Source organism: Vibrio sp. B4-6, from assembly GCF_963888245.1.
Classification (GTDB): Bacteria; Pseudomonadota; Gammaproteobacteria; order Enterobacterales; family Vibrionaceae; genus Vibrio; species Vibrio anguillarum.
On the sequence record NZ_CAWPIM010000044.1, the window covers coordinates 102,565 to 121,377 of the forward strand.

The following is an 18,813-nucleotide window of genomic DNA, read 5'->3' on the forward strand; positions in this document are numbered from 1 at the left end:
GCTTAATAGACGTAGTGCAGAGTGCTCAGAAACTGAATTTGCATTTTTGCCAGCCAAGCAAACGGGCCACTTTCTGGTAGCAACTGTACCGTCGCACGAGCACCGGAAGGCAATGTTGACATCGTTTCATCGAGCGAAAGGTGCACACGCATGCGTTGTGCATCACGCACCCAGCGATTAGATTCTGTTGGAGTGGCTAAACGCCCATTCGCATCAAACTGACCAGTGCTTACCCCAGCATCAAGGCTACGAATACGCGCGGTAAAGACTTCGCCGGGTTTGCTGTCAAAAGCAACTAGGGCGCGGCTATTGTCTGGGAAATGGCGTAAGCTTTTTTCTCTAAAATCAGCAATCACGTCTACATCCGTCGCCACCAATGCAACTAACGGCATACCTGCTGCGGCGTAGGTGCCCGTTTCAAGCTGTAAGTTGGTAATGACACCATCTTGCTCTGCTAGCGTTTGTGTGTAGGCAAGGTTTAGCTTGGCCTGCGCCAATTGGTTCAAAGCGGCGCGGATGCTGACGTTACTCTCGTCACTATTACCTCGACTGACGTGCAATTCTTGCAGGTGAGCTTGCGCTGCAACCAAATTGGCTTTCGCGGCGGTAGCGCCACTTTGTGCATCGTCTTTAAGTTGCTGAGAAGTCCCATTGCGTGCAAACAGAGTGTTTAATCGGTTAGCTTCGCGCAACTTTTGATCGGCAACGATACGGCTTGCCGTGACATTAGCTTCTGCGGCTGCAATCGATGCATCCAATTGAGCATTACCTTGTACCGCACGTTCATAATTGAGTTGGGCCTGCTCTACCGCCAGTTGATAGGGTTGTGTGTCGATGGTGAAAAGTACTTCACCCTTGTGTACGGTTTGATTATTAGTGACAAAAACATCACTGATTTGACCATTAACTCGGGGAGATATTTTGGTTACAGTCCGCGTTGCCATGGCTTGCGGTGTTAAAGGCATAGCTAAATCGGCCACCAAAAAATAGGCAAAGAGCGCCACAAAAGCGACGATGGAATATTTGATCCAAAGTGCAAATTTTTGATCAGGTGTCATAAGTAATTATTGTTCCTTTGAAGGTGTTGCTATCGGTTTGCTGAGCGTATCTAGAGCGTTGTGTGAGATTTGTTCGAGCGTAAGAGTCAGTTGGTGCAATTGTTGATCGTCAATATTACCCAGTAAGTTTTGGCGAACTTGCAAAATACGGGTTTCCATCTGCTTGATAAGAGCACGCCCGTTACTCGTCAAACTGACGATTCGAGCGCGCTTATCGTTGTGACAGCAGTGACGTTCGATCAGCGATTGTTCTTCGAGCTGCTTTAAAGTTCGCATCAAAGAAGCCAGTTCTATTTCTAACGCTTCGGCTAAGGTTTTTTGACTGACGTTGTCACCGAGACGCTGTAATTTCCACAATGCGGTCCAACGAGGATGGGTAAGGCCCAAGGGTGAGAGTTCTCGGTCCGCCACCATTTTCCATAAGCGAGAGAGACGAGCAAACTGCTCAGCGAGTGATAATTCTTTCAGGGTGTGCGTATTTTCAATCATAACGAGTCATATATTACTTAGCGTGCTAAGTAATATAATTTAGTTAGCGCGCTAAGTAAATAGCTAATGACGAAGGCTGACATTTTCATACAAACTCAGGACAGTACCCCTCAATGAAACACTGTACATTATTTTCAATGAGCGACTCCCCAATGTTTGAGGCTGTCCTAGCTGCTGAAATTCTGGTCCATACTATGATAATTGAAAATAAACTCGACTACCTGTTTAGCCTGTCTGAACTCTCCGAAACGATTTACCCCAATACCAAAGGCTGGTCTAAAATCAGGAAGAATATCCGTTTTTGTTTATGGGGCGTGACCAATGCCTATGCTCTAAAAAGTATGCTGAGGCTGTTTTCGTGCTCCGAGTTAGCGGAGGTATTGAAGCAATGCCCACAGTTTTTGGAAAAACCATTAAAACCTTATCTCTGCGTCAATTGGTCTGCCAAAGAGCGTACATGGCACATTAATCAACATTTTATCTACTTAGTTGAACAGTTTGGCTTTAATGCTGCGAAGTTTTTCTCAGAATCAGGCTTCTCTATTTTTGATTTTTACGACAAAAATGGGGCAAGTTATTCATTAAGCCTGTGCAGTGGAGAGATAAGAGAAGGCTCGTTGGGGCTGCAACTGACGGATGAAAAAGGGCAGAAAATTTACTCGGTCAGTTTCAATGTTTCTGATCAAGGGCGCAGTATTTACATTGGTTCACTACAAGGTCCAAGCAGTGGTGTGACCGATCGTAATCAAATCATTAAAGATTTGACGCGCACGACTCACGGTTTAAGAACCAAAGCACTGATGGTTGAAATGATCATGACGCTAGCGCGTATTTTAGGGGTTGAAAACCTGTATGCGATTTCTAACCGCGGCCATATGTATCAAGCGTTGCGTTATATTGGCTCAAAGCGCAAATCAGTAAGCTTTGATTACGATGAACTGTGGACAGAGTACGAAGCAGAGAAAATGAGCAAATATTTGTACCGTTTGCCAACCACGCCAAACCGTAAAGGTGTTGAGACGCTAAATCGCAATAAACGCCGTCTATATACTAAACGTTATGAGTGGTTAGCCGAGGTGGAAACAGCCATGTCGGGCCGTATTGAACAGTTGAAACTTATGCCCAAGCATTTCGTGGTTTGATGGATCCACAAAATTAGAGGCTGATGTTATGGTTCAAAACGTCACTGTAGGCAACGCTTCAAACTCAGGTTTCGCAAAATAGTAGCCTTGCATGAGTTCAATGCCGAGTCGTTTTAGCCATAACATTTCTTGTTGAGTTTCAATACCTTCAGCGAGTGGACAAATCCCTAGCTCAATGAGCATTGCGACAGTATGACGGACGATTGCTTGCTTCGTGATGTCTTGATCGATATTACGCAGCAGTGACATATCTAATTTTACTATTTTAGTTTGGAAGTTAACCAATAGCCCAAGCCCGGCGTAGCCTGCACCGAAATCATCAATCGCGGTAGTAAATCCTAGGTTGGAGTAATAAGCGACGATCCGTTTTATGTGCGCTGTGTCTACGATTTTTTCCACCTCAGTAAATTCAAACATGATCCGTTCTGTCGGGAAACCGAACTGCTTTGCTGCCTCTAATGTGGTGCGGATACAGCGCTCTGGTTGGTAAACGGCATTAGGTAAAAAATTAATGCTCAAAATACCTGACAGTTTTAGTTTAGCCGCGAGTTTAATCGCTTTGATTCGACAAAGTTGGTCAAAGCGGTATCGGTTGTCATCACTGACTTGTTCAATGATGGAGTAAGCCGATTCATTATTCAGACCTCGTACAAGTGCTTCGTAGCCAAAGATGGTGTTATCTGCAACGTTCACTATGGGTTGGAAAGCCATGGTGAAGTCAAAAGGCAAGTTTTGTTTTTCTGAGCATTGCTGGCAAATACGTTGGTCCATATGGACTTGCTGTTGTTGCATAATCACTCACTGATATTTAATCGAATAGCATGATTATAGTTACTTGCAGCGTGCTCACCAAATTGCATAAATAAAAACGTGACCAGTAAGCCGACGAGCTACAGCTCTTCAATATGGTGTAGATAGTATTGAGCTTGATCTAAGATTGCTTGTTGAGTGGCGTTTTCAGTGTTATCCCAATTTTTATAAATCATGCCTATCCTTGGATTTTTGGCTAACCGTTCACGATGAGTGAGCATGAACTGCCAATATAAACTATTGAATGGACATGAATTTAGACCACTACGGCTCTTTACTTGGTAGTGACAATCTTTGCAGTAATCACTCATTTTATTGATGTAAGAGCCGCTTGCGGCATAAGGCTTGGTGGCAACAATTCCCCCATCAGCAAACAGAGCCATACCTCGGGTATTGGGCATTTCTACCCATTGCAATGCATCAATATAAATACCTAAGTACCAGTCATCCACCTCATCCGGCTCGCAACCTGATAGGAGTGCAAAATTACCCGTGATCATCAAACGTTGGATATGATGTGCGTAGGAAAACTCCAATGATTGAGTTACGGCTTGTTTAACACAATGCATACGAGTATCCCCTGTCCAATAGTAGTGAGGAAGAGGTCGTTGAGCATCAAGGGCGTTGTGCTTGGCGTATTGGGGCATGTTCGCCCAATAAATGCCTCGAATGTACTCACGCCAGCCCAAAATTTGCCTAATGAATCCTTCGATTTGTGCTAAATCCATCGTATTGTCATTCTCAAATCGCATGAGTGCACTTTGAATGACTTCTGCAGGCGATAGTAGTTTGCAGTTGAGTGCAAAAGAGAGCCGGCTATGGTAAAGGCTCCAACGATGTGGGCTCTTTGCCGTCATTGCATCTTGAAAGCGACCAAACAGCGGCAAGCCGTACTGACAAAAGTGGGCCAATAATGACAGTGCTTGTGAGCGGTTAATCGGCCATAACAATGAAGGAGTATACAGGCCGAAAACGTGAATATTATGATGCTGTAAACGGTTATAAATTGCACTGACATCGTTTTGAAAGCTAAGTGGTTTGGGTAGGTTTTCTATGTCTTGCACGCTGAGCTTATTGCGATTTTGGTGATCAAAATTCCAACGTCCACCCAAAGGCATTTGATGATCATCTTGCAGAAGAATACCGAATCGCTTACGCATTTTGCGATAAAACGGCTCCATAATAGTGGTTTTGTTGGTATTAAAATGCTGAGTGATCTCGTCAAAAGGCAATAAAAAGTGTTCAGTATCAAAACAAGTCACTTGTGCATGAGAGAGGTTTAGCTCCTGCAACTGTTGCCAAACTCGGTATTCATCAGGTCGCTGATAGTGAAAGTATTCTGCGTTGATCTGATGACACAGATCGCTAATCAATGGTGGTAGCTGCAAATAATCGGCAGTTTCATCAAGGGTCAAGTAGAGAACCTGGTGTCCCTCACTTTGCAATAATTCGGCAAAAGCTTCCATCGCGGCAAAAAAGGCGCAGATTTTTTGAATGTGATGTTTTACATAGCTTGTTTCTTGTTTAAGTTCAGCTACCACGTACAGTATGGAATCATCCGTTTTGTTAAACCAAGAGTGCTTGATATTGAGCTGATCGCCTAGGATCAAGCGTAAGGTTTTGTACGTTTGCATGCTGTATACCGTTGAGATTGGTTACCGAACATCTTCTACGTTCCAATCAAAAAATCGATCATTGTTGCCGAATAACAAGCTGTGTCTTTCTGTTGCGCTTTGAGAGCCAATTAAAAACAAACAGAGCGATAACGTGAATGTGAGTAGGCTAACATCAATTGAGCGGCTTTATTGCCGAAGGATGAATGATCATTTCCTCTAAACCGCCGCCGTTATGTACTTGAGTAAACCCTTGCTCGAGTAAATAGGCCATGGCTTGGCCCGATCGATTGCCGCTGCGGCAGTAAACCACAATCGGTTGTTGTTTATCGATGTGAGAAAAAGCACTGCTAACAGTATCAAGTGGGTAGTTTAGCGCACCTTCAATATGGCCAGCTGCAAATTCTGCTGCGGTTCGAACATCGACTAAAAGCGCGCCATTTTCAATCCATTGCCATGCTATCGTTGAGCGCTCTGATGCCAATGCATCTGAGGTATTGGAGATCAGGCCTACACACAATAACGCTTTGGTCATCAGTGACTTTAACATGTTAGTTTCCTTCTTTTGGCTTAAAAATTAGTCTTCAAATGTGAATGGCGTTAATCAAGGGATTTCTTAAATCTCAACGACGCGACGATAATCCCACCGACGGTAAAGCTTAACATCCATAATGCATCTCGCCATAGATCCATGAGGTTAGCACCGCGCAACACAATCCCACGGATCATGCGCATAAAGTGAGTCGCAGGCAACGCTTCAGAAATCCACTGCGCTGCGACTGGCATGCCTTCGTAGGGAAACATAAATCCAGAAAGTAAAATCGAAGGCAGTAAAATAAAAACAGTCATTTGCATGGCTTGCAGTTGAGTGGAAGCAATGGTTGAAATCACCAAACCTAAGGTCAAACTGGCGGCGATAAACAGCAGCGTACCGAAGAGAATTTGGCTGATCGCACCATTAATGGGCACGTCAAAAATAAAATGCCCTAAGCCCAAGATGATGAAGACCTGAATTAATCCGACAAAAATATAGGGCACAATTTTGGCGACCATAAGCTCAATAGAGTGAATTGGCGTTGTGATCAGCAGTTCTAAATTGCCGCGCTCTTTTTCTCGCACAATCGCGGCACTGGTGAAGAGGATCATCGTCATGGTTAAAATGACCCCCAGTAAACCGGGTACGATATTAACCGCAGAGCGGCGAGTGGGGTTATAAAACAGCGTGACTTCAAAGGTTTTGACGGTAGCTGGACGAATGTCAAAGTCAAAATCGGTCAGCGGCATGGATTGCAGACCTAAAATGGAGGCACTGATCATCGTATCGGAGCCATCAACAATCCACTGACCTAACACGCGTTTTTGCACCGCGCGCTGGGTGAGATCTTTTGGCAGGATCAGCGCTGCTCTCACGTTACCTTGTTCAATCGCATGTTCAGCTTGCTCTGCTGTGGCAAAAGTGTGTTTGACGCTCACAACCTGTGTGGCTTTGACTGACTCTACAATTAACCGTCCGAGGGTACTTTCACTTTGATCAACGATGGCGATCGGAATATTGCGTACGTCAGTATTGATGGCAAAGCCAAATAGCAACAGCTGGATCAGTGGGATCATCACTACCATGCCGAACGTAATTCTGTCTCGCGAGAGTTGGCGTATCTCTTTCACCATCACCGCTTTCATTCGAAACAGTGCTTTCATTGACGCCCCTTGCCAGTCACAGTGACAAAGACATCTTCCAAACTTGGGCGAGCTAGATTCATCTCAGCTTCAGCCAGTTCAGGGAAGGTTGTTTTTAGCCACGCGATAGGTTGTGTGACTTGTTGATGAATAAGGATCCGCAAGCGGATGCCAAGTTGCGCAGCAGAGCGAACCTCCGCCCGAGCCATGACTTTTTCTTTTAATTGGCGCAAATTATGGGCTCGGACTTCGACAATGTTGACGCCCATCGTGTTCATTAAGGTTTCTGGCTCACCATCTGCACGAATTAAACCCGATTCCATGATGGCTAAACGGTGGCAGCGTTCCGCTTCATCCATGTAGTGAGTGGTGATCAAAATGGTGGTGCCTTGGTCTGAAAGATCGAACAATTGTTCCCAAAATTCCCGTCTATTTTCAGGATCGACCGCTGACGTTGGTTCATCCAAAAACAGCAGTTCAGGTTTATGCATCGTGGCGGCTGCTAGTGACAAGCGCTGCTTTTGGCCGCCACTCATCCCACTTACGCGTTGTTTTCGGCGCTGATCAAGCCCATAAGTGCACAACTGTTCATTGAGCCGTTGTGCCAATGCTTTGCGCGGCATACCAAAAATTTGCCCAATAAATTGTAGGTTTTCCTCTACGGTCAAATCATCGTATAACGAAAATTTTTGCGTCATATAACCAATTTTTAGGCGCAATTGCTCGGATTGTTTTGGGATCGCTAACCCCAGCACATCAACACTGCCGGAGGTAGGGCTTAATAAACCCGTGAGCACGCGAATTGTGGTCGATTTGCCACAACCATTTGGGCCGAGAAAACCGTAAATGGTTCCTTTGGGGACACTCAGATTGATGCCTTCAATCGCAGTGAAATCACCAAATTTTTTGACCACATTACGGGCGTGAATGGCGAGTTCAGTCACTATTTTTGCCTCGCTAAATCGACTTGCGCCGGAATGCCAGAAGGGAGCGATTGCGCGGATTCGGGCAGATCCACTTCGGCTAGATACATTAAGCGGGCGCGTTCATTTTCGGTCAGTGCGTAGTAAGGCGTGAAAGAGGGTTCCGTTGCCACCCAACGCACTGTGCCTTGCAGCGGCTCTTTTATACCGTCGATATGCACTGGAAACTGTGCGCCCGGCACGACAGCTAAACGGTGTGGTGCGGGAACGTAGACGCGAGCATAAGGGATGCGGCTGGCTTGGATGATAGCGACAATGCCGTTGTTTGGGACGCGCTCACCCAAGTTGTATGGGAGGTTATCCAAAATTCCATCGCGGGTTGCGACAATGGTTAACTCGTCGAGCTTTTGCTGTTGCAGTGAGACGTCGGCTTTGGCGGCGGTCAGCGCCGCTTGCGCTTGTTCAATATCTTCAGGGCGAGTGCCAGCGGTGAGTTTAGCAAACTCTTCTTTTGCAGAATCGAGTTCGGCGCGAGCGGCATCACGCGTGGCGGTGGCGCTGTCTTTTTCTGATTGGCTGAGGAGCTTTTTACCAACCAGTTCTTCCACACGTTTGAAGTTTTGCAACGCCTCTGTCAGTTTGGCTTGCGCGCGATTGACTTTGGCTTGTGCGGCCGCCGTGTCTTCTTGGCGTTCACCATTGCTCAGTTTGAGCAAATACGCTTGCGCTTTGGCCGCCTCTGCGAGTGCATGGGCCAGCACCGCCTGCTGATTTCTGGTATCTAGTCGAACCAATACTTCGCCAGCATGCACTGCGCTGCCTTCCGCGACAGGAAGCGCGCGAATGATCTCATTGGCGGTGGCGGAAAAAGTGATGCGGTCTCGCTCTAAAGTGCCCAATGCTTGCGCGCTATTTTCCGGCGAGCAAGCATTGAGAGTTGACAGTAAAAGAGAGATAAAGGCAATGCGGTGTTTCATGCTCATGGCGAGAGGCTCGGTTAACTTATTGTCTTCATACTAGAAGTTTACCGCCAGCGCCTCAAGCTACATGGTTCATCAAAAGTAGAGGATGTGATTAGCCCCACTTTAATATCGGCCATTGTTGGGGCTGCGCGTATTGGATGAGGCGCGTGCATGGGTTGACCAAATAGGTGAAATCGGCGTGTAGACACAAAGGTAAATCATTGATCGAGTCAGTGAAAAAATGCACTTGACCCACGTATTGTGGGCGCTTAGCTAGCCATTCATTTAAGCGAGTGACTTTACCGTCTCGGTAGGTGGGTGTTCCCAAAATATGCGTGGTGTAATGGTTGTTCTCTATGACCATATCGATACCCATCGCCTCTGCAACGCCTATTTTACGGGCGACAGCTTTAACCAAAAAACTGACCGACGCCGAAATAATGAGCATTTGAATACGCTCGTCCGTTAACTGTTTAATGAGTGCTTTGGCTTGAGGAAATAGCCTAGGTACGATGCGTGTAGCGACACAATCGTCCGCCAAGCGCTGGACTTGCTCTGTGGGCAGGGTGAGCAAAGGTTGCATCGCAAAATCGAGGTAATCTTCCATGTCCATTTCACCGCTGGCATAGCGTGACATGATCAGCCTATCCTGCGCGACAAAATCAGGGTCGCTCGCTATGCCTTTATCGGCCAAATATTCGCTCCAAATCATTGCGCAGTCGCCGTCAATCAATGTGTCGTCCATATCAAAAACGTATAGAGGTGTCGGCATCTATTTAGGCTCTCACAGGTTGTATTTCGTTAAGGTTAAACAGTAATTCTAGCTGACTGCCAGTGGCAAATAATCGCTCTGATGAACGATTGAGTAAATCGACCGTGAGCTCGCAGCCTCGCACATCCACATGGTAGCGAATGACATTACCCAGTAATTGGTGATGCTTGATGGTGCCATGTTGCGGCGCAGAAACATGGGCACCATAGCTCCGCCCAGCTTCTTTGACGTAGATGGATTCGGGGCGAATAGCCACTTTCCAAGCCGTGTCTATGTTAAACAACTGCTTGGCGGTGGCCGCCTCTACTAAATTGTAATGGCCCATAAAACCAGCCACAAACTCATTGGCTGGCTGAGTATAAATGCTTTCTGGGGAGCCTTGCTGAACGATTTCACCTTGGTGCATTAAAAAAATACGATCAGAGAGAATCATCGCCTCTTCTTGATCATGGGTTACAAATACGGTGGTGAGATTGAGCTCTTTTTGAATATCACGGATCTGCTGGCGCAAGTGTTTGCGAATTTTGGCATCCAGTGCTGAAAGGGGCTCATCAAGTAGCAAAATACGCGGTTTGACCACTAAGGCGCGAGCTAAAGCGACGCGTTGGCGCTGTCCACCCGAGAGCTGGTTGGGATAGTGTTTTTCTTTCCCTATCAGTGAAACCAGTTCGACCACTTTTTGTACTTCGCGCGCGATGTAAGCTCTGTCTTGCCCTTGCATTTTGAGGCCAAAGGCGATGTTTTCAGCCACCGTCATATTCGGAAACAGAGCGTAGGATTGAAACACCATGCCAATGCCGCGTTGCTGTGGTGTTTGGTTAGTGATGTTTTCACCGTTGACCCAAATTTCGCCGTCATCGACGGGATTTAAGCCAGCCAAACTGCGCAATAAGGTCGATTTCCCGCAGCCGCTCGGACCAAGTAGCGTGACAAATTCCCCTTGCTCAATGGAAAATTCAATCCCTTCAAAAACGGTATTGTTGCCAAAACGTTTGGTGAGGTTGGCGACGTGGACGTAATCAGAGCGAGAGGTTGTGTGGGTCGTGGAATTCATTGAGTGGATCCTCGGCTAAAACGACTGGCGAGCCAAGTCAGTAAAAAGATAAATAGGAAGTAAGTCATCACTAACGCGGAGGTGAAGTGACCACTAGTCTGACGCATGTTGTAGAGATAAATCTGCAAGGTTTCATAGCGCGTGCCGACCAGAATGTTCGCAAATACAAACTCGCCAAGTAGAAAAGAGAAGGATAGAAACAGCGAAGCCATCAACCCTTTTCTAATGTTTGGCAGTACGATCAGTAAAAAAGCACGGCTGGTGCTTGCGCCGAGCAGGTGCGCGGCATCCATGAGATCGTGCAGATGGATCGCCTCAAAACTGTTGGCAATTGCACGGTACATAAACGGCAGCGCAATGGTGAAATAAGTGCCAATCAAAATCCAAGGTGTACCCACAATTGGAAATTGGCTATCGGCGTACAGTTGCAGTAATCCAACTGAAGAGACCACAGGCGGTACCGCAAAAGGGATTAAAATCAGCAGGTTCATCACTTTATCGAGACGAGGGAAATAGTAAAACACCACGAAGATCGCCGGAATAATCAAAACCGCGCTGAGTGTCAGAGAAGCGATGCCAATCAGCAATGAGCGGCCAAATGCATCGAGAAAGCGAGGGTCGGTCAGCAGTTTGAGATACCAGTCAAAGGTGAAGCCATCGGGTAAAATCGTTGCGCCCCAGCGTGAAGAAAAGGAATAAACCAAGGTGGCCAAAATGGGCAGCAACATCACTCCCACGATGGAATAGACCACACTTTTATGAAAGGTGATTTTATCAAGGGTAGGATTAGCGTTTTGCATGGGTGTTCCTTGCGCTATAGCTTTTCGCAATTAGCCACTGATTGATCACAGTAATGAAGGCTAAAATTAGCATCAATACTACGGAAATGGCGGCGGCCAAATTGGGCTCTAAGAACAGATCTCCCGCCACTAAACTGGCAATGCGTACCGTAATGACGTTGTAGTTGCCGGATGTGAGTGCGTAGACGCTGGCATACGCGCCCATCGCATTGGCGATTAGGATAATCAAGGTACCGAGTAGGGCTGGTGAAAGCACAGGCAAGGCGATTTTCTGCCAATATTGCCATCCGTTGGCGCCCAGAGTAGACGCCGCCGCTTGCCAGTCATCACTGAGCGCATCAAATGCAGGATAGAGCAGCAGCACGCCAAGAGGGATCTGAAAGTAGATATACATCGCCAGAAGCCCCCATTTGCCATACAGGTTGAACTCTTCAATCAAACCGTATTGCTTTAGCAGCAAAGTCAGTGCGCCGTTGACCCCAAGAATAATAATGAAAGCGAATGCCAAAGGGACGCCAGCAAAATTACTGCTCATATTGGTAAAGGCGATCACACCATCGCGCAGCTTGCCATCGACTCGGCGTAAGGAGGCGACCAACATTGCCGCAATCGCAAGGCCCGCGACGCTGGACCATATGGCGAGCCACAAACTGTTGCCCAGCCCTTGTAAAATAAAGGATGAGCTGAAGATTTCGCGATAATGGTCTAGTGACCATTGATCGTCAGAGATAAAGCTGTTGAACAAAACCCACAGCATGGGGGCGAGCTGAAATAAGTAGAAAAACAGCGCAAAAGGAGTAAGCCATAACGCAGGTTTGAGTTTGCGTGCCCAGTGCGTTGATTGGTTCAGCACGGCGCTAGGCTTGCTAATAACTTGGCTACTGATCATGCTAAGCACTCCGCAGAAAAGGGCTTATTGTGATCAAGATTAAGCAGTTGGCAGCACAGGCCGCAGAGCTCAGTTTGTTTGATCTCACAAGCTTGGTGCGAAAATTGATTGCCCAATACAAACAGCGGGACGTTGCGCTCTTCGGTTAATATTCCGCCGTGTGACTTGTCATTGTTCATACCGTGATCGCTGGTCACCATCACTTGGTAGCCATCGTTTAGCCAGCTTTCTAAAAAGTGAGATAACAGCGTATCGGCCATGCGTGCACTATTACGATACTGTCCTGAATCAAGGCCAAACTTATGCCCAGCATCATCGATATTCATTGGATGGATCAGTAAAAAATCAGGCTGATGAGTACGACGTAAGTGTTCGGCGTCTAAAAACAGTGCTTCATCGGGATAGTGATCCCAGTGATAAAAACAGCCATGCTGAATATTGAGTGTTTTATCACAGGTAAAACGATCGCGCGTTGCATCAAAAGGCGCGCGGTTATAGAGCTCGCTGACCCAATGATACGCCGCTGCGGCTGTTGTCAGCCCTTGCTCTTTTGCCAAACTGAAGATTGATTGATGATGTGAAAGGCGCACAATGTGGTTATGAACAATGCCGCTTTCGACAGGCTTTACGCCAGTGAGTAGACATTCATACAAAGGACGCGATAACGAAGGCAATTCACATTGTAGGGAGTATAAGGTTGCTCTTTGCTGCTCAATTAAGCCGTTTAAGTAGCCCATGCAATCACGGGCTACGGAATAATTGAGTCCATCAAGAACAACAAGGATCACCTTATTGTTCATGGTTACCTCTTACTGCTGGTGGATAATGACATTTTCTTGCCATTGACGTGGCAATTGGCGAGCTGATTTTTCCCAAGCATTAAAGTCGCTAATTGGGCTCACGTTCTGGTATTGATCGTTAGCAATCAATTTGCTTTGTACCGCAGCAGGCAGTGCAACGTTGCTGCGGATCGGGCGAGCATAGCCTTGTGCAAGGTTGATCTGGCCTTGATCGCTAAAGATGTATTCACGTGCTAGCTTGGCCGCGTTTGGGTTTTTGGCGTATTTATTGATGATGGTGGTGTAGCCGGAAATCACAGAACCATCTTGCGGAATGTTAACGCTAAAGCGGTTACGGTCAATTTGGTCACGGTAACTTAGGGCGTTGAAATCCCACAATACGGCCACTTCAACTTCACCTTTTTCGAGGTTAGCGATACTTGGGTCTGTAAATGATAAGCGACCTTGCTTGGCGAGTTTGGCAAAAAATTCGATTGCCGGATCGAGGTTCTTTTCACTGCCACCATGAGCAAAAGCAGCGGCTAGTACGGCATTATTTGCTTGCGCGGCAACACCGACATTACCAATACTGATTTTGTAATCGCCTTTGAGCAAATCGTTCCACGTTTTTGGCGCATTCTTGACTAGATTATTGTTCGAGATAAATGAAATGGTGCCCGTATAAGCCAGAGCCCAGTGGCCATCTTTATCTTTGGCCCAGTCAGGGATGTCATTCCAAGTGCTCGGTTTGTACGCTTGAGTTACGCCTTTTTTCACCGCCACGCGAGCAAATGCAAAACCAACATCACCGATATCGGCGGTCGCATTTTTCTTTTCGGCTTCAAACTTGGCAATTTCTTGCGCTGAGCTCATATCCGTATCTTGGTGTTTTAGGCCATAAATCTTACCTAAATCGCTCCACGTGTCTTGCCAGTTGGCCCAACTGCCGGGCATACCAATGCTGTACACTTGGCCTTCTTGTTTCGCTGCGTTGATCAAAGATTGTAAATCAGCCTCTTTAGCAAAAGCCGAAGTTGAAATAGTCAGCGCAAGTGCTGTGGCAGTCGTTGCGCGGGTAAATAAGGTTTTCATTGTCGCTATCCTTCTGGACTAGGTCAGTAAGTTCGATTTTTATCCTAGGGAAGAACTGTGACGTTTTCGGTGTAGTTATTTGACATTTTTGATGATTTTCTATTGCACTTTTATTTCAAATTCAATCAATTAGCCTGTCATAAATCTGTTATCTGCCTTAAGTAGTCTAAAAGACGTTTATTCACTCTGTATAATATTGGACTAGGTCACGCATGAGATTTCGCAGCCCTTTGCCAGTGGCAAATGCTCCTTTAGAAAAGACCCAACTTGGTAACATTAAAGGCACCCTTCGTGAGCAAATTTGCAGTGGGATGCTGAGCGACAGACAAAAACTGCCATCTGAACGTGAATTGAGTGAATTGTTTAATACAACGCGCATTACAATTAAAGACGCTTTGGTTTCACTGGAAACCGAAGGGTTGATTTACCGAGAAGAGCGGCGTGGCTGGTTTGTCTCTCCGGCGCGAATTCATTATAACCCGCTATCGCGTTGCCACTTCCACCAGATGATCCGCGAGCAGCACCGAATCGCAGAAACTAAGCTAGTTGCGGTACGCAGCGTGATGGCTTCTCGTGAGTATGCAAGAGCGATGGATATTGACCGAATTACGCCCATTCATATTATTGAACGGTTGCGCTCGATTGACGGGCGAGCGGTACTGTTTGTCGAAAACTGCCTGATTGCGCAGTGGTTTCCAAAGATATTAGAGGAAAATTTAACCGCTTCGTTAACGCATCTCTATCAGCAAAAATACGGTTACATCACTACGCGTTCTCGTTTTGAGGTGATCCCTACGGCTGCGCCTCTTCATGTGGCAAAAGCGCTTAACTTAGCCGCTGGTCAATCTGTACTGAAAATTTGTCGAGTCAATTACAAACAAGATGGCGAGATCATGGACTGCGAATTTGAGTACTGGCGGCCAGATTCAGTACTGATCCGTATCGACAGTTGTGATGGAGAATGAATAGCTTTAGACTCGGCGCAACCTTTTTCACCCTGCTAGTCGTTTATGAATTTTTCTAAGCTTAACTTAAGCGTCCCTTTGATGGCTGCGCTGCCTGCGTCGCGACACACGGCGACCAAAATCCAACAATTGGCTATTCCAGCCGTACTTTCTGGGCAAGATGTGCTTGCCTTCGCGCAGACGGGCAGTGGTAAAACGTTAGCTTATGGCTTGCCTTTACTGCAACAAATTGAAATTAATACTCTTGAAATTCAATCGGTTGTTATTGTTCCTACCCGTGAATTAGCACAACAAGTTAGCCAAGAGCTGAGTGCTGTGGCAAGCAAGATGGGCATTAGCTTATGCACTTTATGCGGGGGAGTGGCCCAAGAAGAGCAGCTTGCGCAGTTGGCCAAATTACCGCATTTAATCGTCGCGACACCGGGCCGCTTGCTTGATTTACTCATACAGCAACTGATCTCATTGGAGTCGATGCACTGTGTGGTGTTAGATGAAGCTGACCGACTGTTAGAGATGGGGTTTTGGCCGAATGTACAACGCCTGCTCAGTTTTATGCCCCAAACCAAACAAACGTTGTTGTTTTCCGCCACACTCGCCGCCGATCTCGAACAGGTGGCATTGGCCGTGTTAAATAACCCGGTAAAGATAGAGGCGAATCAAGCCAATCAAGTGGTGGAAGAAATTGAAGAGCAGCTCTACCTTGTGAATAAGGGCAGTAAAGCACAAGCATTAATTGCTCTGATTAAGCAGCGTGCTGGGCAGCAAGTATTAGTATTCATTAGCGCTCGTGATAGTGCTGACGCGGTCGCGAAAAAATTACTCAAAGCGGGTATTCGTGCGGCGGCTTTGCATGGTGAAAAAGATCAAGTTATTCGCGAGCAAACGTTAGCCGATTTCAAAGCGAATCAAGTGGATGTACTGGTGGCCACCGATTTACTGGCGCGTGGTATTCACATTGACGCGCTTCCAGTGGTGATCAATTTTGATTTACCGCCTAGTGCGCCAGTTTATATTCACCGCGTTGGCCGCACAGCGCGTGCTGGTCAAGGTGGTGTGGCGATTTCGCTGGTCTGCCATGGTGAAAGTCAAGCGCTGGAGGCAATCCGCAGCTTAACGCAGCGCGCTTTACCGCTGCAGGCATTGAGCGATTTTCCAGTGACAGACCAACCGACCAGCGGTGAACCGAAGCGCAAACCGCGTGATAAGCAAGCCAACCGCCGCAGTGCTCAAAAGCGCAGCGTGAAGCAGTTTCAACAGAAAACAAGCCATTAAGTAGCTCAATATACGCATGCTATTGTGCGTTTTGATGGAGTAAGGAAACTAAGTGACTCAGGAAATTTATGCATTTATCACGATTGAAATGGCATATTAATCGAGTTTATGTGTAAATTTTCAGCAGCTTATTGTGAACAACCTATCATTATTGGACTAAATCAAGAAAATGCAGTATTTAGTTTCATGAGATTATATTCACAATTTTAGAATCATTTCTAGGATAAATATTCTTTAATCCACGTTATTAACACGATTGTGGATAATTAGTCGTTAATCAATCATTATCACTATAAGCGATGACTTTCTAGTCAAATAATATTTTAATGTATGTCACATTTACTGAGATTTTTTTAACTTACCATTTCGCCACTTTGATTGTTTTATCAAAAAATACTTATTAAATATAAATATGCATTTCTACTAATAATAGGATAAATTTCGATATGGCTGCCGATATTGTAAAGGTTTCAAGAAACACAGAAAATGCACCTATATGTGCTGTCTCTACACAAACTGTCGCTTTTTCTCATTATAATAATATTTCAGCACAACTACCGATAGATCCTAAAACAGGTGAAATTGTTATTGGTTGTATAAATGACCAAACAAAGCAATGTCTGAATAATATACAGTCTATCGTAGAAAGTATTGGTCACGTTATGGATGATGTGGTCAAAATGAATATTTTTGTAAAGAATATTTCAGATATTGATGCCATCAAAAAAGTATACCCCACTTTTTTTCAGGGGCCGCTTCCTACAGTGACCATAGCGGCGGTTGCGGCTTTACCTGTCAGTGATGCTTTAGTGCAAATTGATGCTCTTATTTCAAACGGTGAAGGCACTGCTCCACAAGCGCCTTGTGAGCTCATCAAAGTGTCAAGGAATACTGAGCATGCACCTCAAGGTCTATACTCTCAAACCGCGGCCTTCTCTCATTATAATAACCTCTCGGCTCAATTGCCGATTGAACCTAAAACGGGAGAAATAGTACAAGGTGGTATTAAAGAACAGAGTCAACAGTGTTTGAATAATATTAATGCTATCTTAGAATGTATTGGTCATACGATGGCTGATATCGTTAAAACAACGATATTTATTAAAAATATATCTGATGCAGAAGCCATCAATGAAGTCTGTGGACAATTTTTCCCAAGTTATGTGCCTGCGCGAAGCCTAGTTAGTGTTGCTGACTTGCCTATGAATGCATTGGTGCAATTTGATGTTGTTGTGTCACATGGTGATGGTACACCGCCACAGCTTCCTGAAGATGCTCGCTTACTTGTGATTGAAGCAAATAATACCGTGAATGCACCTGAAGTCGACTATTCCCACTCTGTTGCTTTTTCTCATTATAATCATATTTCAGGTCAGTTACCTTTATCTCCAAAAAATAATGAAGTTGTTGCTGGTGGAATAAAAGAACAAGTTAAGCAGTGTTTAGAAAATATAAGGAATATTGTAGAAAGTGTTGAGCATGTTATGGATGATATTGTTAAAGTCAATATTCAAATAAAAAATATGGATGATATTAATATTGTCAATGAAGTTTACACAACCTTCTTTAACCATGAGCTACCTGCGAGAACCGTGATTGGTGTTTCAGAGCTGCCTATGGATGCGTTAATACAAATTGACGCTGTGGTTTCTAATTGTGAAGGTACACCACCTAAATATTAACGAATATTTCTTATTGACTAAAGAAGGGGGTATCAATGATACCCCCTTCTTACTTGTTAGCTATCTGTAATTGCAATACCAATATCACGCTGTTTAGTTATGGCAATCGAAATCAAACAGGCGGCGTATGAAAAACCGATCAATTACTGTTTTTTAGGGCCGTTAAAACGTGATGTAGTGAGGGGACCACTTGGTGTCCAAGGGCCAAAACCTCTTCACTGGGTTCGACGAGATCAGGAATTTGGTAGGTGATCATATTCGCACTCACGGCGGATCGCACGCCGTTATTAGAATCTTCAAAGGCTAAGCATTGGGTCGGTTCAGCGCCAAGACGTTGCGCAGCGAGTAGATAAATCTCAGGATCGGGTTTGCCATGTGTCACTTCACAACCGGTTGTGAACGAGTCAAAGTATTGCTCAAGGCCTGAAAGGCGCAGCTTAATTTGTGCCACGTCTTTTTGGGTTGATGTTGCGACGGCAGTAGGAACACGATTCGCTTTTAACCATTGTAATAACTCGATAACCCCTTCTTTCACTGGGATCGCCTGGTGTTTCACCACGGCATCGTAACGTTTACGCCACTCCGTATGTAATACCGGATAGTTTAATTCTGGCCCGTAGCCTGCGCGCAGTGCTTGTTCAATGCCTGCCGCATTGCGACCAATAGCCGAGAGATAAACCTCTTTTAAAAATGGGACGCCAACTGCGTGGCAAGCTTGTTCGAATATTGTAAGGCAGACACGTTCCGTGTCGAGTAACAGTCCATCCATATCAAAAATGGCAGCTTGAAATTTCATAAGTACAACTTTAGGCGAGTGAAATGGAGTGGGCTATT

Annotated in this window: 19 protein-coding genes; 4 read left to right on the forward strand and 15 right to left on the reverse strand. The window is 45.7% G+C overall.

The window, feature by feature from the left end:
• Positions 1-2: 2 nt before the first annotated feature.
• Both AACV20_RS11915 and slyA read right to left on the reverse strand, forming a co-directional pair.
• Positions 3-1,058, reverse strand: coding sequence for an HlyD family secretion protein (locus tag AACV20_RS11915; protein WP_170907341.1), 1,056 nt, complete (start codon positions 1,056-1,058; stop codon positions 3-5).
• Between the two features lie 6 nt (positions 1,059-1,064).
• On the reverse strand, positions 1,065-1,547 hold the full coding sequence (gene slyA / locus AACV20_RS11920) for a transcriptional regulator SlyA (RefSeq protein WP_019283056.1): 483 nt from the start codon (positions 1,545-1,547) through the stop codon (positions 1,065-1,067).
• A 113-nt stretch (positions 1,548-1,660) separates the two neighbouring features.
• Between slyA and AACV20_RS11925 the strand changes: the two genes are divergently transcribed.
• Positions 1,661-2,689, forward strand: coding sequence for a VirK/YbjX family protein (locus AACV20_RS11925; RefSeq protein ID WP_170907342.1), 1,029 nt, complete (start codon positions 1,661-1,663; stop codon positions 2,687-2,689).
• Positions 2,690-2,722: 33 nt separating this feature from the next.
• On the opposite strand, the gene AACV20_RS11930 is transcribed toward AACV20_RS11925, so the two are convergent.
• The 12 genes from AACV20_RS11930 to AACV20_RS11985 all read right to left on the reverse strand — a co-directional run bounded on the left by AACV20_RS11930 (position 2,723) and on the right by AACV20_RS11985 (position 14,060).
• The gene (locus tag AACV20_RS11930; RefSeq protein WP_026028439.1) at positions 2,723-3,481 is read right to left on the reverse strand and encodes an EAL domain-containing protein; all 759 of its coding nucleotides are present in this window, start codon (positions 3,479-3,481) and stop codon (positions 2,723-2,725) included.
• Between the two features lie 98 nt (positions 3,482-3,579).
• The gene (locus tag AACV20_RS11935) at positions 3,580-5,133 is read right to left on the reverse strand and encodes a cryptochrome/photolyase family protein (protein ID WP_170907343.1); all 1,554 of its coding nucleotides are present in this window, start codon (positions 5,131-5,133) and stop codon (positions 3,580-3,582) included.
• A gap of 154 nt (positions 5,134-5,287) precedes the next feature.
• A complete protein-coding gene (locus AACV20_RS11940; protein WP_017049317.1) occupies positions 5,288-5,662 on the reverse strand; it encodes a rhodanese-like domain-containing protein in 375 nt (124 codons plus the stop codon).
• 50 nt (positions 5,663-5,712) lie between these two features.
• Positions 5,713-6,810, reverse strand: a complete 1,098-nt coding sequence (locus tag AACV20_RS11945) for an ABC transporter permease (protein WP_013868268.1) — start codon at positions 6,808-6,810, stop codon at positions 5,713-5,715.
• The gene (locus tag AACV20_RS11950; RefSeq protein WP_017044975.1) at positions 6,807-7,733 is read right to left on the reverse strand and encodes an ABC transporter ATP-binding protein; all 927 of its coding nucleotides are present in this window, start codon (positions 7,731-7,733) and stop codon (positions 6,807-6,809) included. The genes AACV20_RS11945 and AACV20_RS11950 overlap by 4 nt, the downstream gene beginning before the upstream one ends.
• Positions 7,733-8,695: an HlyD family secretion protein gene (locus AACV20_RS11955; protein WP_013868270.1), complete on the reverse strand. Its 963-nt coding sequence runs from the start codon at positions 8,693-8,695 to the stop codon at positions 7,733-7,735. Before AACV20_RS11955 ends, AACV20_RS11950 begins: the two co-directional genes overlap by 1 nt.
• 91 nt (positions 8,696-8,786) lie before the next feature.
• The gene (locus AACV20_RS11960) at positions 8,787-9,446 is read right to left on the reverse strand and encodes an HAD family hydrolase (protein ID WP_019280796.1); all 660 of its coding nucleotides are present in this window, start codon (positions 9,444-9,446) and stop codon (positions 8,787-8,789) included.
• 4 nt (positions 9,447-9,450) lie between these two features.
• Positions 9,451-10,500 carry an ABC transporter ATP-binding protein gene (locus AACV20_RS11965; protein ID WP_017046834.1) on the reverse strand — a complete coding sequence of 350 codons (1,050 nt, stop codon included), beginning with the start codon at positions 10,498-10,500 and terminating at the stop codon, positions 9,451-9,453.
• The gene (locus AACV20_RS11970) at positions 10,497-11,300 is read right to left on the reverse strand and encodes an ABC transporter permease (RefSeq protein WP_010318639.1); all 804 of its coding nucleotides are present in this window, start codon (positions 11,298-11,300) and stop codon (positions 10,497-10,499) included. The genes AACV20_RS11965 and AACV20_RS11970 overlap by 4 nt, the downstream gene beginning before the upstream one ends.
• On the reverse strand, positions 11,287-12,186 hold the full coding sequence (locus tag AACV20_RS11975) for an ABC transporter permease (RefSeq protein WP_170907416.1): 900 nt from the start codon (positions 12,184-12,186) through the stop codon (positions 11,287-11,289). Before AACV20_RS11975 ends, AACV20_RS11970 begins: the two co-directional genes overlap by 14 nt.
• Complete coding sequence (locus tag AACV20_RS11980; RefSeq protein ID WP_170907344.1) at positions 12,186-12,989, reverse strand: alkaline phosphatase family protein; 804 nt, start codon at positions 12,987-12,989, stop codon at positions 12,186-12,188. The genes AACV20_RS11975 and AACV20_RS11980 overlap by 1 nt, the downstream gene beginning before the upstream one ends.
• A gap of 9 nt (positions 12,990-12,998) precedes the next feature.
• A complete protein-coding gene (locus tag AACV20_RS11985; RefSeq protein ID WP_170907345.1) occupies positions 12,999-14,060 on the reverse strand; it encodes an ABC transporter substrate-binding protein in 1,062 nt (353 codons plus the stop codon).
• 212 nt (positions 14,061-14,272) lie between these two features.
• On the opposite strand from AACV20_RS11985, the gene AACV20_RS11990 reads away from it, so the two are divergent.
• The 3 genes from AACV20_RS11990 to AACV20_RS12000 all read left to right on the forward strand — a co-directional run bounded on the left by AACV20_RS11990 (position 14,273) and on the right by AACV20_RS12000 (position 17,979).
• The gene (locus tag AACV20_RS11990) at positions 14,273-15,025 is read left to right on the forward strand and encodes a UTRA domain-containing protein (RefSeq protein WP_094123797.1); all 753 of its coding nucleotides are present in this window, start codon (positions 14,273-14,275) and stop codon (positions 15,023-15,025) included.
• 45 nt (positions 15,026-15,070) lie between these two features.
• A complete protein-coding gene (locus tag AACV20_RS11995; RefSeq protein WP_170907346.1) occupies positions 15,071-16,297 on the forward strand; it encodes a DEAD/DEAH box helicase in 1,227 nt (408 codons plus the stop codon).
• A 446-nt stretch (positions 16,298-16,743) separates the two neighbouring features.
• Positions 16,744-17,979: a RidA family protein gene (locus tag AACV20_RS12000; RefSeq protein ID WP_170907347.1), complete on the forward strand. Its 1,236-nt coding sequence runs from the start codon at positions 16,744-16,746 to the stop codon at positions 17,977-17,979.
• Positions 17,980-18,118: 139 nt separating this feature from the next.
• Here AACV20_RS12000 and AACV20_RS12005 read toward each other — a convergent pair whose 3' ends face one another.
• Positions 18,119-18,775: an HAD family hydrolase gene (locus tag AACV20_RS12005; RefSeq protein ID WP_064626556.1), complete on the reverse strand. Its 657-nt coding sequence runs from the start codon at positions 18,773-18,775 to the stop codon at positions 18,119-18,121.
• Positions 18,776-18,813: the final 38 nt, after the last annotated feature.

What these genes read in the sequence shown, in the direction of transcription:
- AACV20_RS11915 (WP_170907341.1), bottom strand. Translation starts at nt 1,058, where the DNA reads ATGACACCTGATCAAAAATTTGCACTTTGGATCAAATATTCCATCGTC.
- AACV20_RS11980 (WP_170907344.1), bottom strand. Translation starts at nt 12,989, where the DNA reads ATGAACAATAAGGTGATCCTTGTTGTTCTTGATGGACTCAATTATTCC.
- AACV20_RS11965 (WP_017046834.1), bottom strand. Translation starts at nt 10,500, where the DNA reads ATGAATTCCACGACCCACACAACCTCTCGCTCTGATTACGTCCACGTC.
- AACV20_RS11960 (WP_019280796.1), bottom strand. Translation starts at nt 9,446, where the DNA reads ATGCCGACACCTCTATACGTTTTTGATATGGACGACACATTGATTGAC.
- AACV20_RS11985 (WP_170907345.1), bottom strand. Translation starts at nt 14,060, where the DNA reads ATGAAAACCTTATTTACCCGCGCAACGACTGCCACAGCACTTGCGCTG.
- AACV20_RS11945 (WP_013868268.1), bottom strand. Translation starts at nt 6,810, where the DNA reads ATGAAAGCACTGTTTCGAATGAAAGCGGTGATGGTGAAAGAGATACGC.
- AACV20_RS11970 (WP_010318639.1), bottom strand. Translation starts at nt 11,300, where the DNA reads ATGCAAAACGCTAATCCTACCCTTGATAAAATCACCTTTCATAAAAGT.
- AACV20_RS11995 (WP_170907346.1), top strand. Translation starts at nt 15,071, where the DNA reads ATGAATTTTTCTAAGCTTAACTTAAGCGTCCCTTTGATGGCTGCGCTG.
- AACV20_RS11925 (WP_170907342.1), top strand. Translation starts at nt 1,661, where the DNA reads ATGAAACACTGTACATTATTTTCAATGAGCGACTCCCCAATGTTTGAG.
- AACV20_RS11955 (WP_013868270.1), bottom strand. Translation starts at nt 8,695, where the DNA reads ATGAGCATGAAACACCGCATTGCCTTTATCTCTCTTTTACTGTCAACT.
- AACV20_RS12005 (WP_064626556.1), bottom strand. Translation starts at nt 18,775, where the DNA reads ATGAAATTTCAAGCTGCCATTTTTGATATGGATGGACTGTTACTCGAC.
- AACV20_RS11990 (WP_094123797.1), top strand. Translation starts at nt 14,273, where the DNA reads ATGAGATTTCGCAGCCCTTTGCCAGTGGCAAATGCTCCTTTAGAAAAG.
- AACV20_RS11930 (WP_026028439.1), bottom strand. Translation starts at nt 3,481, where the DNA reads ATGCAACAACAGCAAGTCCATATGGACCAACGTATTTGCCAGCAATGC.
- AACV20_RS12000 (WP_170907347.1), top strand. Translation starts at nt 16,744, where the DNA reads ATGGCTGCCGATATTGTAAAGGTTTCAAGAAACACAGAAAATGCACCT.
- AACV20_RS11935 (WP_170907343.1), bottom strand. Translation starts at nt 5,133, where the DNA reads ATGCAAACGTACAAAACCTTACGCTTGATCCTAGGCGATCAGCTCAAT.
- AACV20_RS11940 (WP_017049317.1), bottom strand. Translation starts at nt 5,662, where the DNA reads ATGTTAAAGTCACTGATGACCAAAGCGTTATTGTGTGTAGGCCTGATC.
- slyA (WP_019283056.1), bottom strand. Translation starts at nt 1,547, where the DNA reads ATGATTGAAAATACGCACACCCTGAAAGAATTATCACTCGCTGAGCAG.